At 44.8% G+C, this 12,311-nt stretch carries 22 protein-coding genes and 1 tRNA gene; 20 read left to right on the forward strand and 3 right to left on the reverse strand.

What is annotated here, in order from left to right; all coding sequences use genetic code 11:
- Positions 1–6: 6 nt before the first annotated feature.
- Genes G4D54_16630 through G4D54_16640 form a run of 3 tightly spaced genes read right to left on the reverse strand, consistent with a single transcriptional unit; the run spans position 7 to position 1,323 of the window.
- Positions 7–255, reverse strand: coding sequence for a hypothetical protein (locus G4D54_16630; protein ID QJA05222.1), 249 nt, complete (start codon positions 253–255; stop codon positions 7–9).
- A gap of 49 nt (positions 256–304) precedes the next feature.
- Positions 305–637 carry a branched-chain amino acid transporter AzlD gene (locus tag G4D54_16635; GenBank protein ID QJA03951.1) on the reverse strand — a complete coding sequence of 111 codons (333 nt, stop codon included), beginning with the start codon at positions 635–637 and terminating at the stop codon, positions 305–307.
- Positions 634–1,323: a branched-chain amino acid transporter AzlC gene (locus G4D54_16640; GenBank protein ID QJA03952.1), complete on the reverse strand. Its 690-nt coding sequence runs from the start codon at positions 1,321–1,323 to the stop codon at positions 634–636. The genes G4D54_16635 and G4D54_16640 overlap by 4 nt, the downstream gene beginning before the upstream one ends.
- A 634-nt stretch (positions 1,324–1,957) precedes the next feature.
- On the opposite strand from G4D54_16640, the gene G4D54_16645 reads away from it, so the two are divergent.
- The 20 genes from G4D54_16645 to G4D54_16740 all read left to right on the forward strand — a co-directional run bounded on the left by G4D54_16645 (position 1,958) and on the right by G4D54_16740 (position 12,282).
- A tRNA-Ala gene (locus G4D54_16645) sits at positions 1,958–2,033 on the forward strand.
- A gap of 155 nt (positions 2,034–2,188) precedes the next feature.
- Positions 2,189–2,569, forward strand: coding sequence for a hypothetical protein (locus G4D54_16650; GenBank protein ID QJA03953.1), 381 nt, complete (start codon positions 2,189–2,191; stop codon positions 2,567–2,569).
- 221 nt (positions 2,570–2,790) lie between these two features.
- Positions 2,791–3,645 (forward strand): hypothetical protein, encoded by an 855-nt coding sequence (locus tag G4D54_16655; GenBank protein QJA03954.1) that lies wholly within the window; start codon positions 2,791–2,793, stop codon positions 3,643–3,645.
- Positions 3,646–3,650: 5 nt separating this feature from the next.
- Positions 3,651–3,851 carry a hypothetical protein gene (locus tag G4D54_16660; GenBank protein ID QJA03955.1) on the forward strand — a complete coding sequence of 67 codons (201 nt, stop codon included), beginning with the start codon at positions 3,651–3,653 and terminating at the stop codon, positions 3,849–3,851.
- On the forward strand, positions 3,826–4,311 hold the full coding sequence (locus G4D54_16665) for a class I SAM-dependent methyltransferase (protein ID QJA03956.1): 486 nt from the start codon (positions 3,826–3,828) through the stop codon (positions 4,309–4,311). The genes G4D54_16660 and G4D54_16665 overlap by 26 nt, the downstream gene beginning before the upstream one ends.
- Positions 4,295–4,525 (forward strand): hypothetical protein, encoded by a 231-nt coding sequence (locus G4D54_16670; GenBank protein QJA03957.1) that lies wholly within the window; start codon positions 4,295–4,297, stop codon positions 4,523–4,525. The genes G4D54_16665 and G4D54_16670 overlap by 17 nt, the downstream gene beginning before the upstream one ends.
- Positions 4,526–4,665: 140 nt before the next feature.
- Positions 4,666–5,127, forward strand: coding sequence for a single-stranded DNA-binding protein (gene ssb / locus G4D54_16675; protein ID QJA03958.1), 462 nt, complete (start codon positions 4,666–4,668; stop codon positions 5,125–5,127).
- Entirely contained in the window at positions 5,127–5,930 is an 804-nt protein-coding gene (locus tag G4D54_16680; protein ID QJA03959.1) for a hypothetical protein, read from the forward strand. Before ssb ends, G4D54_16680 begins: the two co-directional genes overlap by 1 nt.
- A 5-nt stretch (positions 5,931–5,935) precedes the next feature.
- Positions 5,936–6,406 (forward strand): helix-turn-helix transcriptional regulator, encoded by a 471-nt coding sequence (locus G4D54_16685; protein ID QJA03960.1) that lies wholly within the window; start codon positions 5,936–5,938, stop codon positions 6,404–6,406.
- A 157-nt stretch (positions 6,407–6,563) separates the two neighbouring features.
- A complete protein-coding gene (locus G4D54_16690) occupies positions 6,564–6,812 on the forward strand; it encodes a hypothetical protein (GenBank protein QJA03961.1) in 249 nt (82 codons plus the stop codon).
- Complete coding sequence (locus G4D54_16695) at positions 6,790–7,047, forward strand: hypothetical protein (protein ID QJA03962.1); 258 nt, start codon at positions 6,790–6,792, stop codon at positions 7,045–7,047. The genes G4D54_16690 and G4D54_16695 overlap by 23 nt, the downstream gene beginning before the upstream one ends.
- A gap of 33 nt (positions 7,048–7,080) precedes the next feature.
- Positions 7,081–7,458, forward strand: a complete 378-nt coding sequence (locus G4D54_16700) for a hypothetical protein (GenBank protein QJA03963.1) — start codon at positions 7,081–7,083, stop codon at positions 7,456–7,458.
- Between the two features lies 1 nt (position 7,459).
- Complete coding sequence (locus G4D54_16705) at positions 7,460–7,654, forward strand: hypothetical protein (GenBank protein QJA03964.1); 195 nt, start codon at positions 7,460–7,462, stop codon at positions 7,652–7,654.
- 11 nt (positions 7,655–7,665) lie between these two features.
- Entirely contained in the window at positions 7,666–8,718 is a 1,053-nt protein-coding gene (locus G4D54_16710; GenBank protein ID QJA03965.1) for a hypothetical protein, read from the forward strand.
- Between the two features lie 64 nt (positions 8,719–8,782).
- Positions 8,783–9,166 carry a recombinase family protein gene (locus tag G4D54_16715; GenBank protein QJA03966.1) on the forward strand — a complete coding sequence of 128 codons (384 nt, stop codon included), beginning with the start codon at positions 8,783–8,785 and terminating at the stop codon, positions 9,164–9,166.
- A gap of 69 nt (positions 9,167–9,235) precedes the next feature.
- Entirely contained in the window at positions 9,236–9,844 is a 609-nt protein-coding gene (locus G4D54_16720) for a hypothetical protein (GenBank protein QJA03967.1), read from the forward strand.
- Between the two features lie 57 nt (positions 9,845–9,901).
- The gene (locus G4D54_16725; protein ID QJA03968.1) at positions 9,902–10,375 is read left to right on the forward strand and encodes a hypothetical protein; all 474 of its coding nucleotides are present in this window, start codon (positions 9,902–9,904) and stop codon (positions 10,373–10,375) included.
- Complete coding sequence (locus G4D54_16730; GenBank protein QJA03969.1) at positions 10,366–11,127, forward strand: ParA family protein; 762 nt, start codon at positions 10,366–10,368, stop codon at positions 11,125–11,127. Before G4D54_16725 ends, G4D54_16730 begins: the two co-directional genes overlap by 10 nt.
- Positions 11,120–11,992, forward strand: coding sequence for a ParB N-terminal domain-containing protein (locus G4D54_16735; protein QJA03970.1), 873 nt, complete (start codon positions 11,120–11,122; stop codon positions 11,990–11,992). Before G4D54_16730 ends, G4D54_16735 begins: the two co-directional genes overlap by 8 nt.
- The gene (locus G4D54_16740; protein QJA03971.1) at positions 11,989–12,282 is read left to right on the forward strand and encodes a hypothetical protein; all 294 of its coding nucleotides are present in this window, start codon (positions 11,989–11,991) and stop codon (positions 12,280–12,282) included. Before G4D54_16735 ends, G4D54_16740 begins: the two co-directional genes overlap by 4 nt.
- Positions 12,283–12,311: the final 29 nt, after the last annotated feature.

Consider the following 12,311-nt stretch of genomic DNA (forward strand, 5'->3'; position numbering starts at 1 on the left):
AGTTTTTCATACTTGCTCAGCACCCTGACACCGTGCTTCGTTACCTGACAGACCTTTCATACCGTGACAGCTATTCAGAAGCCAAAAGATCAGACTGCTCTGTGTGGTAAAACTGCGTAAACAAAGCGCGGTGAAAATCTTCGGCTTATGACTGAAAAATGTGATGTGTCTGTATCCCATTTCTAAAACACATACAGCTTTCACAGTTTCACAGAAAAAGGGTGTCCCTGTACAGAATTCATCAATACGGAACACGCCTTTCCTTATCATTACGTTTTTAGTTGGTTCAAAGCATCCTTCAAAGCTATACAAACACCAGCTGTACCAGCACCATATAAAGCAGGGTTCCCCCGATGATACTGATCATATTATTGCGTTTCCACACATGAAGAAGTACGACACTCCCGATTCCCAGCAGCTCCGGCAGACCGTACGGATATTGAAAAAAACTCGTATTGCGTACACAGTAGACAATCAGACAGAGCATGATCGCCATGGGCAGCACATTCCCCAGATATACAATTTTCCGCGGGAGTGCTTCTGCGTTCTTGAATATCATAAAGGGAAGCGCACGTGTCAGAAAGGTGCAAACTGCCGCAACTGCGATAATCAGCAGGCTATCCGTAATACCTATCATGATGCATCCTCCTTTTTTTCCACCTTGTCCTGAAAGATGACAAGCAGAATGACCAGCAATATGAGCGCCGGCAGCAGAAAGTTAGATAACTGAAACAGTGCAGTGGAAATGAGAATCGCGGCTATTGCGATATAGACAGCACCATGCTGCTTCGCTGCCAGCCACTGCTCCACAAAGATGACAGTAAACAAAGCCGTCATTGCAAAATCGATTCCCGTGGTATCAAAGGCGAGCAGAGAGCCGATGGTTGCACCGAGTACGGAACCTATTATCCAATACAGCTGATCAAATAACGGTATACAGAACATCAGCTGTTTCCCCTCTCTGCTTTCCTTATTCGGAATTGCACACAATAAGGAATAGGTTTCATCTGTCAGGGAAAACATCATATACCAGCGTTTCTTTCCCATCGCCGGAAAGCTCTTCAGAAATGAAAGACCATAAAACAGCTGCCTTGCATTTACGGTAAGTGTGACCAGTGCTACCTCCACAAGTGAAAATCCGGCATGAAAGAATGTCAGTAAAACAAACTGCATACTTCCGGCATACACACTCAGACTGATCAAAAACGCCCAGAGCATGGAATAGCCCTGCTGCTGGCAGAGAATACCGAAAGCGATTCCCAGGAATACATAGCCGACCATCACAGGAAAGCTGAGCCGCAGTGCCTCCTTTGCTATTTTCATACAACATCACCCCTCAAAAGTTTTCTTATATTTTAGACGATTTCTCTTTCGCTTGCAATCCCCTATTCTTTTTACGGATATATCATAAGCATGCAGTCTGCTTATTTACAGTTGACCGTCTTGCAGGGAACACACTGACTGGATGGTAGCCAAACTATCACGAATCGTGTAAAGCATGGAAGCTGTATGCTTATGAATGCAGATTACATACCTACCTTTGCATACACGTTACCTCTATGGCTTTAAGGACAGCTTTGAAGATGGGATGGAAGAAGGAATCATAAAAGGTTTTAAGCAGAAGGTAGAGAGGAAGGGAAAAAGAGGAATCAAAAAAGGCAGAGTGGAAGGCTCATGTTACTTTCGAAGCCGACAGTTGGAAACCAAGTTTCATGATAGCCGCTTACCGCGGCTGTATACCTTACAGCAGAGCAGATTGAACAAATCTTCAGCCTTATGTTTACTGTCATAACCGGAGGAAATAAAGAATCAAATCAAAGCTTCCTTGCAAGTGAAGGATCGCTTTGACTTTCAGGATTCCTTGTTAATCGATACCGTTTATCATTTTATCAAAAAAATCAAAAAAAGCATTGACAAGGCTATCTGCTGCATGATATATTTATTAAGCAATCGAGATGGGGTGTTAGCTCAGCTGGGAGAGCACCTGCTTTGCACGCAGGGGGTCATCGGTTCGATCCCGATACGCTCCACCATGACAATAATAGTCGAACTTCTTATCTTAATAGAGAGGTTCGGCTTTTTTCTAATTTACAGTTAAAGCAGAATCTTATAGGCGCCATTACAGTTATATCACTGTATATGGCGCCTTTTTCTATATACATGAATGCAGAATTGGAGGTATAGCGGAATGGAAAACACAATGAAACATGCTCAACCGCAACGTTATTATGTTACAAAGGAGCAAGATGCTATCATCGGCAGTCTGGCAAAGCGCATCGGTGTAAGTAAATCGAAGTGTGTGAGGATATGCATGGTAACGATCGCAGAAAATCCGGTCTTAGAATATATCATATCGAACGGAGTTCTACTCAATACGTGTGATGAAGTCTTCTACTATTATCTATCTATGATAGAAGTAATCGATGAAGCACTGGAACGATTAGAAAAACAAGGCATCGATATCGAAATCCATAGATCGAAGATAAATATAGCAGAGTTGAAGAAATTCAAAGAGGATTGCTATTCGATTTTAGAAGACAAGAAAGGAACCGATAAAGAAGAGATGTAAGTGTCTCCCCCCCTGCAGCTTAGCCTGTAGGAATATGAAGAGGATGAAAAAATCCTCCCAGGTAAAAAAAACATCCATACGATTAACACACGGTGGTAAGAGTCTGTGATGTATATTTAATCGAACAAATTATGCACTTACTTCCAAGAACGACAGACAGCGATCCGGAAGCAGCTGTCTGTACAAAAAGAAGTATCGATAACACAAGGAGGAAGAAGATCATGTTGACGGTTCATTTCAAAAACAAGGAAGAGTTTTATGAGCAGATCGCAGATGGATCCCTGCAGAAGATCATGATGGAATATTTTAATAGATCGGCAGACATGGGGCTTCCGATCGAGGAGGATACCCTGTTCTATAACTTTGAAGTAGAATTTGAATGTGTATTAGAAAATGGAAAGCGTTGTATCACGGATGAGAAAGTAGCACATCGACATGGGGAGATTGCCGGAAGACTCCACGATATGATCCGCAGTGTCTGGAGGAGATATCAGAAAAGTGTCCCTATATCGGGAAAAGATTTTACTCTTACAGAGCTCAGCACGGATATGTGGCGGTTGGTCTGGATAGATTCGGAGATCCCGAAAAAGAAAGCAGAATACCTCTTTTGGAGGCATCAGATCTTCGTATGCAGTGCATTGGGGAATGCCGTCTTCACCTTCCCTCAGGGAGTGAGCTGGAAGGATGTTTGGACCAAGATGGAGACTTCTCAGTTTGCTGATGCCCTATCTATTGGGGATTTCAAAAGTCATATATGGCTTGGAAGTGCTGCATATGATGACATCATAGAACGTTACCGACAGCGATACCGGAAGGCAGATAAGGAGGGACCGATCTCCCTGATAGAATATGAGCGATATCTGCAGTATGCACAAGAGTCCTCATGCCATGAAGAATTCCTCCTGAGGATCGAGCTGGATGAGGAACTGCCCTACCGTTATGACCGGGAGGAGCGATGGCTGCGGACAGAATGCGGGATGCGCCTGAACCCAATCGTTGCGTTTTACTTACATGGGCTTCAAGTCTTCTACAAACGTCAGATCGAGGGCAGATATCCGCTAAACGAAGGGAGCTGAATGATATGAAGAAAATATATAACGATGACACACTACTGAAACGAATCAAAAAACAGATCCGTATATGGGAAGCGTATTACAATGAGACCGGTCATTATCGGGAGGAAACGATCTTTCTGGATTACGGAGAAGAAGCATACCAAGCATGGCTGGAGAACATGAGATCCTATCTAGGCGGTGATGAACTTGGCAAAGAGAATACTTGATGTTTGTTGTGGATCAAAATTATTTTGGTTTCAAAAACACCATCCCGATGTCGTTTATATGGATATCAGGCAAGAACATGGAGATATCCATGGAAAGCATGTCCATGTCGATCCTGATGTGATCGGAGACTTTCGAAATATCCCATATGATGATGGACGATTCGATATGGTCGTATTCGATCCTCCACATCTTCGCTGGGCCGGGCCGAATTCTATCATGAAGGCTCAGTATGGTCAGCTCAGTGAGACATGGTCGCAGGATATCGCTCAAGGGTTCAAAGAATGTATGAGAGTGTTGAAATCAGGAGGCTTCTTGATTTTCAAATGGAACGAATGTCAGATCAGAGTCAATGAGGTCTTGAAGCTCATGGATACGACGCCTTTATTCGGAAACAGACGTGGTGATACCCATTGGCTCGTATTCACAAAAGAGGAATGTCAAAATGAAGAGATATCATAAGTGGAATATATACAAAAACGTCATCATGCTGAGATACCTGTTCCGTGGATGTGATGGTCTCCGGCAGCACGTCCAAATGATGAGATGGATCCATAACAAAGGACTTACCGAGGTCTTCGATTTCATAGAGGAACACTTCGAAGAGACCTGGACGATGCCGATCCAAGAATTTATTACGGAGAAGAAACATACCAGGTATGATCGAAGAAGATAAAAGACTATCCGGTCGCGAAATACGATACCATATCTGCAAGGCGGATCTGATCGCCATCAGACCAGTGACGGCCGGAGATAAAAGCATAGGAGAATACATGGGATATATACCATATGAATGTGTAGACGGAAGGAACTATCATGATCAATAGAGTTGTATTAGTGGGAAGATTGACGAAGGACCCTGTATTACGGAAGACGACGAATGGCGCATCGGTCGTGTCTTTTACGGTCGCATGTAACCGGCTTTTCAAACAGGAGGGACAGCCAGAAGCTGACTTCATCAACACTGTCATCTGGAACAAGACCGCGGACAGTGTAGCAAAGTATACGCACAAGGGCTCTCTGGTAGGTGTAGAGGGCCGTATCCAAACACGCAGTTATGATGACAAAGACGGCAAACGTGTATATGTAACAGAGGTGGTCGCAGATAATGTGCGCTTTTTGGATAGTAGGAATGCGGGAGGTACGAACAGTGCCTACGTACCAGGACAGGAAAGCATGCAGAGCAGCACTGATACGAGCAACAGCTATCCATCCTTCTCCAATGAGTTCACGAGTATTGCAGCGCTGGATATCTCCGATGACGATCTGCCATTTTAATGAAGGAAACGATACGGATGATCACGCAAAAAGAGATCGATGTGGAGGTGTGGGAACTGGTCGATACGACGAAGAACCTTTATATCTCCAATAAGGAGGATATAGAAATGAAAGAATATGAGATCAAGATAAGACTTACAGAAACAGAAGCGGAGCAGCTCATAAAGGCTGCAGCACAGCACGATCAGAAGGTTTCCGAGCTGCTGGAATCCTTTGTATATGATCTAGTCGCATCCGATGAGCATCGCGGAGGTGATGATGAGACAGAATTGGCCCATCAGTGGTATCAGCGGCGCAATGAAGCACTCTATCCGCATCATGCGACCCCGTTAACAGAGAGCGAATCTCTGAAGCTGGCAGAGACAGATATACAGAAGCGCTGTATACAGGAAGCATTCCGGTATACTCCCCTTTACTTTGAATGGATAAAAGCAACGATGAAAGATGATGGAGTGATCATGGAAGATCGTGAACATGAACTTGTACGCTTTTCTATTGAGGATGGCGATATCGACTTCGATGATGAATATAGAAACAACTGTAATGATCTGAGGCTCGTTCGTGAGTCCGATAAGATCACATGGGATGAGGTGGAAGCACGCCTGCGCAGTTATTCAAAAGAGCATCAACAGGAGTTACAGTATCACTTGAAAGAATGTTTTCAGCGATTACCAAGACAAGGGGAAGGCAGCGACTACGTGCGGATAAAGATGGCAAGCGATATCTATCATTTAGAGGCAATGCTGCGGCAGATCCTGGAAACTTCTGTGATGAGTGAATCGTGCTGCATAAAGGGAGGATGAGGAAAATGAAAAAATATTTAGGAAGCAACCTCCGCTATCTAAGAGAAAAAAATGGACTGACCGGCGCAAAACTTGCTGAGATGTTAGGTGTTCATGAATCAACGATCAATTATTATGAGAAGGGCAAGCGATACCCATCACCGAGAACAGCGCAGAGTGTCGCAGATCTATTTCAGATATCTGTGTATGCATTATGTAATACAGATCTGGAGATAACGGTAGAAACAGAGCTTTTGCATAATTCTACTTCTCTGATGGGATATGTCATCGAATATAGCGAGAAGGATGCATTCGAACCAGCAGGAGAACCTAAAAAGGTATTATGCACACAAAATAGGCTCGTTTGGATCCTGGAAAGAAATATGACATATACCGTATGGTCAGCGTACCGGTGCGACCTCAGTCACTATGTTCAAAATAATCCTGATATACCCTATTTTAGAAAAGCAGGTATGCTCTCGGATGACGAAAAATAAGATCGAAGGAAAAGCAAACCAAATAGAAAAGAAGCATAGTGAGGGATCCGTACGATGGAAGAGATGAGAAGTATGATCCTATTCGTGATCATCAACGCTCTGGCCATATCGTGTTATCTATTGGGAAAAGAGAATCCAAAAAGGAAGAAGGGAAAGAATGAAAAGAAATAAATATCTGAAAGCAAGGCTGTCTATGGCAAATGAGGACGAATGTCTACACAACACATTCGCTCTATATGTTGCAGGGATATCGGAGCTCCTGCTGATCGCAATCTTACAGGGAGAATTGAATCTCATAAGTATCCCCTGCATCTCATCTGCAGCTATCGCTCTATGCAGCTGCTCCTACCAGATCGGCAGAAATACCATACAGAGATCGGAAGATGATATCGATGGGAACCGTTGAAAGCGTGATATCCCCCATGCTGCCGATGCTGAAAAGCTGTCACAATACCATCATCTCCTATCGTGATTATCAAAAGCTAGGCGATGAGGAGATAAGACGCTTCTGTAAGCAGGCATTGGGGAGGGACATCCGGATCATCGTAAAAGAGGATGATCATTATGAGGAAGAGGTCCTCATGAACCGATATAGGAGCAACCGGAAAAAATCTAAGACAGTGATCCTGGAGCTGCTCTGATATAACAAATGAAGAAAAGGATGTGAGGAACAGATGATAGATGAAGCAATGAAAAATCAACGATGCTGCCACTGTAGGTTCTATCACGAAGAGGATGACAAGCAGTATTGTCAAAACTATGGCGAAGAAAAGCGATCCTGGAGAATGATCGATGCGAATCCTCAGCTGTTGCCCTGGTGGTGTCCACTGGATCTGCAGGAAGCAATAAGAAAAAGCATCGTACCGAATTATTCGAAAAAAGGTGGCGGTGGCTGTCATAAAGGCAACGATAAGGTCCTGCCGGATAATTTCGGGAAGATCGTACGAGCAGAGCAAAAGAAAATGATACCGATCAAGAAGGCCGCATCGATGACTGGCGTGAGCGTCTATCTATATAAGAAATTCAGAGATCAGTATATAGAGAGCCACTGATATGGATGAAAGATATACGAAGGAGCAGCTGTGGAAGCTTATTGGCGAAAATCTGAAACGTACAGAAGACTTCCTGCTCCTATATTCCCTTGAGGCTTTGAAGGAGTACGAGGAGAATGCCGAAAGGATACAGGGGATCCCTCTGGAGCCTATCACGATCGATGGAAAGACATATATACCGAGAAACGAACGATAAGGAGATCACAAATGAATACACTGACGGAACTCACGAAGAAGTATGGGGATATCGCCTATGACCCTGCTACCGGAGAGGCAAAAGGCTATATCAATTTCCAGTTCCTGCATAAGACTGCACTGCAGCGGGAATTGAGACTCATGAAGAAAGAGAGGCTCATACAAAAAGGTAATATCGATGAGGATCCCTTCCGATTCTTCAGGAAGCTGATCCGCTTTGAAACGGATCATGCGTATCGATATGAGAAAAAGAGTGGATATAAGACCATCTATGGGGTCAGACTGCAGATCCTACTGCCGAAAAAGATCAGGAAGGACAGTGAGATCAAAAAGCTGATCAGCCGCTTCATGACGCATTTGAATCCTTTGTCCTATGATCTGCCGTATGCCGCATTCTTCCTACAAAAAGGAAACGGAAGATATATAGAGCTGATCCTGAGTGAACGCGAGGTAGTCGATCGGATGGAGATCGTTCGATATGCCCGTGATTATCACAACAAGGACGGTGTATTGAAACACAAGCGCGGGGAGGCAAAACGAGACGGTGAAGGAAAGATCATCAAGAAGCATGTGATGTTCTCCAACAAGCGGAGGATATTTACCTTGGACCGCCCGATGGAGAAGCTACGACAGCGACTGATGCGGATGCTCTTACAATCCGTGAGGACGATCCTGCAGCATATCAAGCTCAGGATGTTCCTGAAGATACAGAAGCCGGGAAGAGCTTGGCATTACTATAACCGACAGTGTGTCCTGGAGGTGAATCAAGCCAAGCGATATATCGAATACATGTGCAATCATGCGGCTGAGATCAAAAAAGAGGAGATACGAGATCTGGAAGAGGCACGTCCGTATCAAAATATCCCGATACCGGGGTATCGAGAGATCAAGACGATCTTCATGAGATATAAAGCCAGATTCGAAAAGGGCTGCTTTCATGATGGTGATGGCAATCGGTACAGGATAAGAGCCAAAGGTGTCCCTTATGATGAGCTGCGGGCGAATATCACGGAATTGATCAGAATCTTCGAAGAAGAGCTCAGGGGGATCGTACCACAACTATAAGCGATGGACGTAGACAGAAGGAAGCATCAGAACGAATACCGATAAACTGAGGAGTGATGAGAAAATGGGAGTCAAAGTATCACCAAAGTTAGTGCAAGCAGCGGAAGAAAGCTATGAGAAGCTTTCTAATATAGGACTCAGGGAGGAACTGCTGGAGCCTTTCGATGATTTAATAAAAACGTGTGAGGATATCCTACATGAGGAAGCGATACGTAAGGAGAAACAGAAAATAGGGATACGGGAGGCGCAACAAAATGGTATCTGTATAGGAAGATCGCCGGTCCCGGTCAGTAAGAGATTCCTAGAGCTGGAACACCTCTATTCGAAAAACATGATCACAGCAAGAGAAGCTGCAGAAAGACTGGATATAGCAGTCTCTACCTTCCACCAAATGAGAAAGAGATACGAGAAGGAGATAAAGGAATGGAAGTGTCAAGAGGATACATAGCGAAAGGCTCCCCTGTCAATATTGCATACATAAGCTTTGCGAACCGGCATCCGTATAAAGGAGGAAACTATGGAAAGAGAAGAATTCAAAAAAATGACATCGGTATATGAAGCACGTCTCCGACAGCTATCTGACCGAAATGCTCAGGCGCCGCTCACTGCATACTTCGATCGGGTGAGGAGCATGGATGAGATATTTGGGTTCATACAGCGCTTCGAAGTAAAAAAAGCATATGACTGTTCTGGGGAGCTCGATTTCAAAGAGCTGACGCAATGTATCGGGGAACCGGTATATGACGCGATCAGCTGCTGCTGGCTGATCATCGAGGACTATCGAGATGGAGAGATCCACTTCAATGACGGAACGTCCGTTCGTGACGATCCGAATGTCCTGAAGGGCAGATTCTTCGATAAATGGCAGGATCTGACAGAGGAGCAGCTCTTCACTAAATCGCTCCTGCGAAGGATAGAAGCTTATGAGTCTTTGTCTATGTCTATATGGAATTCGGAAAAAACGTCAGAAGAAAAGACCACACAGCTGAAACGTATCCTCGACGAATTGGCGTCCGTGAAGGAAGAATTATGTCTACGAGGAGCTGAACGTCAGATCGTAGAGAATTCCATACTCTGCATCACGACGATCGTCGATCTCCTGAAAGAAACGGAGGGAACTGTATGACGAGTAGGTCCTACAGCGTCGGATACAGCTTCAAGGGTATCGGGGAGCTACTACAGTATGTCTAACTTAGGGCCCATACTCTTCACGATCTTCATCATCGTTTATTTCTGTGAGGATATAAGAGATGATTGGAGGACATGGAGGCTTCATCGCTTGGAAACTCTGAGTAGTGACCAGCTGTCTGCAATGGGATTCATATTTTATGGAGAAAGCGAACGAGAAGATCTGCTGTTTCTATTCCATGAGCGCTTCATCTTCAAGCTCCGGCGTAGGAGATGGATATTCAGCCGGATCTATATCGTAGACCTCAGATATCTGGAGATGGAGGGAACGATGGATATGAATATCAGGCTCATCGATGAAAGCTGTAAGAAGCATCTCTATACCGCTATAAAGAAATCAATAAAGGATGGATCGTATCTTGCAGATCCGATGCTCAAGGAACAGCTATATGCTGACATCGAGCGTCGTTACAAGAAATATGTCAAGATGCGACAAAGGATCTATGGAGGAAATCAAACATGGGAATGATCATTGCTGTTTTGAATCAAAAGGGTGGCTGTGGTAAGACCACGACTACAGATACCGTATCTGATATGTTGGCACGGAGCGGCTACAGCGTATTGGATATCGAACTGGACCCACAAGGAAATCTGGGATTGCTCCACGGATGCAAGGATGATCGGAACTGCTTATATACACTGCTCAAGGGTGGCGCATTTCAGCCGATCCGGATCCGGGAGAATCATCATCTGATCCCGGCAGGAAACACATCCAGGGATATACCGACGGAATACGCTGCCTGCATAGGGAAAGAGGTCATGCTGGCCGATATCCTGGAAAGCTATCGGGATATGTATGATTTCATCTTTCTCGACTGTCCGCCGACACTATCGCTTCTGACGGATCTTGCGATGGCAGCTGCAGATAAGCTGCTCGTCCCTGTGTCGATCGACCTCTACTCGATCGATGGTCTGACAAGATTGGATGAGCGGACGAAGCTGATCAAACGCTTCTATAATCCGGGACTCGATTATCTTGGGCTTCTGGTGACGAATGCGAAAAAGAATGCAAAGTGTACGAAGAAGATAAAAGAGATGGCGCAGGAGGCTACACAGTATCTGGGGACGAAGGTCTTCACGACGATCATCCGGAATTCGATCGTCGTCTCCGACGCACAGGTAGCATTCAAGACGCTGCAGGATTATCGTAAGAATGCAAGCGTCACGAAGGATTATGCAGCCTTTACGGATGAGCTGCTGGAGACGATCCAATATGGATAGCAGATCTATCGTGAGCGGTCTGTTCCAGGCGAATAGACAAGGCGGATCGGATACGGTCACGAGTTACCAGGTCATTGAAAAGGATGAGGTGCGTTCCCTACCGATCGACGCCCTCATCCCATCAAAGATCAACCGGGAGTTGGATCATGATTTCGTCACTGAGCTCGCGAACAATATCCGGATGAACGGGCTCATGCAATATCCTATAGTAAAGCCGATCGGGGACGGAACATTTACGATCCTGGCAGGGCATCACCGTATAGCAGCCTGTAAAAAGCTGAAGGAAGCGGATGGAAGCTATCAAACGGTGCGCTGTCTCATCAAGAGATCTGACGATATCGACAGTGAGTTGCTGTTACTGGATACCAACCTTCAGATCAATACACTCAGCGTATATGACAAAGTGATGGCGATCGGCAGGAAAGAAGAACTGTTGAAGGAAAAAAAGAAACGGGATCATGCCAAAGGCGGAAATCTCAAACATATCATCGCAGAAGAATCCGGATTGAAACGTAGTCAGATCCAGACTTATCTTACGGTATATAAAAAAGCGATACCGGAAGTGAAGGAAGCTTTGCGGAAAGAAAAGATCACTTTAACTCAAGCTGTAGCGATATCACAGAAGCCTGCTGATGATCAGCTGAAAGCTGTGATGAAAGGACGGGAGAAAGTATCGGCAGAGAAGAACACTGAAGCCTGCTTCCAGAAAACCCTCGATACGACTCTCACCGCTTATGTCAAGGCGAATCATGAACTGGATCGTCTCCTACAGAAAGCAGGAACAGAGCTGACGCCGCAACAGGAAGACCTGAAAAGATTCGTGCACGAGATGGTGAGATTCCTGGAAGCTTTCCATGATGTATGACATACGATCAGCTGAATCATTATGCATATGATCTCGTAGGAAAGATGAAACGCTCACTGAAAAAGAAGAATAAGGATATCTTCGTATTGGAAGATCTTGATATCGCGCACCTGAGATGGAGGTATGATGAAGCTCTGTCGACGATAAACGTATATCAGCTGCATGAGCTGCTGGTGTTCATAGAAAAAGTGAAATATCAGTTCCTGTTGAAAAACCAGCGTATCCCGACATATAAGGACATGAGAGAGGAATTCAGGCAGGAGCTGCATATAGTGATGGAATCTGTATAGGGGAGTCACTTTCAAACAGGTCTATAAGA

The sequence above is a fragment of the [Clostridium] innocuum genome, assembly GCA_012317185.1.
Classification (GTDB): Bacteria; Bacillota_I; Bacilli_A; order Erysipelotrichales; family Erysipelotrichaceae; genus Clostridium_AQ; species Clostridium_AQ innocuum.

Bases quoted from the DNA above. Each gene is read 5' to 3' on its own strand.
- G4D54_16635 (QJA03951.1), bottom strand. From the start codon at position 637: ATGATAGGTATTACGGATAGCCTGCTGATTATCGCAGTTGCGGCAGTT.
- G4D54_16640 (QJA03952.1), bottom strand. From the start codon at position 1,323: ATGAAAATAGCAAAGGAGGCACTGCGGCTCAGCTTTCCTGTGATGGTC.
- G4D54_16650 (QJA03953.1), top strand. From the start codon at position 2,189: ATGGAAAACACAATGAAACATGCTCAACCGCAACGTTATTATGTTACA.
- G4D54_16655 (QJA03954.1), top strand. From the start codon at position 2,791: ATGTTGACGGTTCATTTCAAAAACAAGGAAGAGTTTTATGAGCAGATC.
- G4D54_16660 (QJA03955.1), top strand. From the start codon at position 3,651: ATGAAGAAAATATATAACGATGACACACTACTGAAACGAATCAAAAAA.
- G4D54_16665 (QJA03956.1), top strand. From the start codon at position 3,826: ATGAACTTGGCAAAGAGAATACTTGATGTTTGTTGTGGATCAAAATTA.
- G4D54_16670 (QJA03957.1), top strand. From the start codon at position 4,295: ATGAAGAGATATCATAAGTGGAATATATACAAAAACGTCATCATGCTG.
- ssb (QJA03958.1), top strand. From the start codon at position 4,666: ATGATCAATAGAGTTGTATTAGTGGGAAGATTGACGAAGGACCCTGTA.
- G4D54_16680 (QJA03959.1), top strand. From the start codon at position 5,127: ATGAAGGAAACGATACGGATGATCACGCAAAAAGAGATCGATGTGGAG.
- G4D54_16685 (QJA03960.1), top strand. From the start codon at position 5,936: ATGAAAAAATATTTAGGAAGCAACCTCCGCTATCTAAGAGAAAAAAAT.
- G4D54_16690 (QJA03961.1), top strand. From the start codon at position 6,564: ATGAAAAGAAATAAATATCTGAAAGCAAGGCTGTCTATGGCAAATGAG.
- G4D54_16695 (QJA03962.1), top strand. From the start codon at position 6,790: ATGATATCGATGGGAACCGTTGAAAGCGTGATATCCCCCATGCTGCCG.
- G4D54_16700 (QJA03963.1), top strand. From the start codon at position 7,081: ATGATAGATGAAGCAATGAAAAATCAACGATGCTGCCACTGTAGGTTC.
- G4D54_16705 (QJA03964.1), top strand. From the start codon at position 7,460: ATGGATGAAAGATATACGAAGGAGCAGCTGTGGAAGCTTATTGGCGAA.
- G4D54_16710 (QJA03965.1), top strand. From the start codon at position 7,666: ATGAATACACTGACGGAACTCACGAAGAAGTATGGGGATATCGCCTAT.
- G4D54_16715 (QJA03966.1), top strand. From the start codon at position 8,783: ATGGGAGTCAAAGTATCACCAAAGTTAGTGCAAGCAGCGGAAGAAAGC.
- G4D54_16720 (QJA03967.1), top strand. From the start codon at position 9,236: ATGGAAAGAGAAGAATTCAAAAAAATGACATCGGTATATGAAGCACGT.
- G4D54_16725 (QJA03968.1), top strand. From the start codon at position 9,902: ATGTCTAACTTAGGGCCCATACTCTTCACGATCTTCATCATCGTTTAT.
- G4D54_16730 (QJA03969.1), top strand. From the start codon at position 10,366: ATGGGAATGATCATTGCTGTTTTGAATCAAAAGGGTGGCTGTGGTAAG.
- G4D54_16735 (QJA03970.1), top strand. From the start codon at position 11,120: ATGGATAGCAGATCTATCGTGAGCGGTCTGTTCCAGGCGAATAGACAA.
- G4D54_16740 (QJA03971.1), top strand. From the start codon at position 11,989: ATGACATACGATCAGCTGAATCATTATGCATATGATCTCGTAGGAAAG.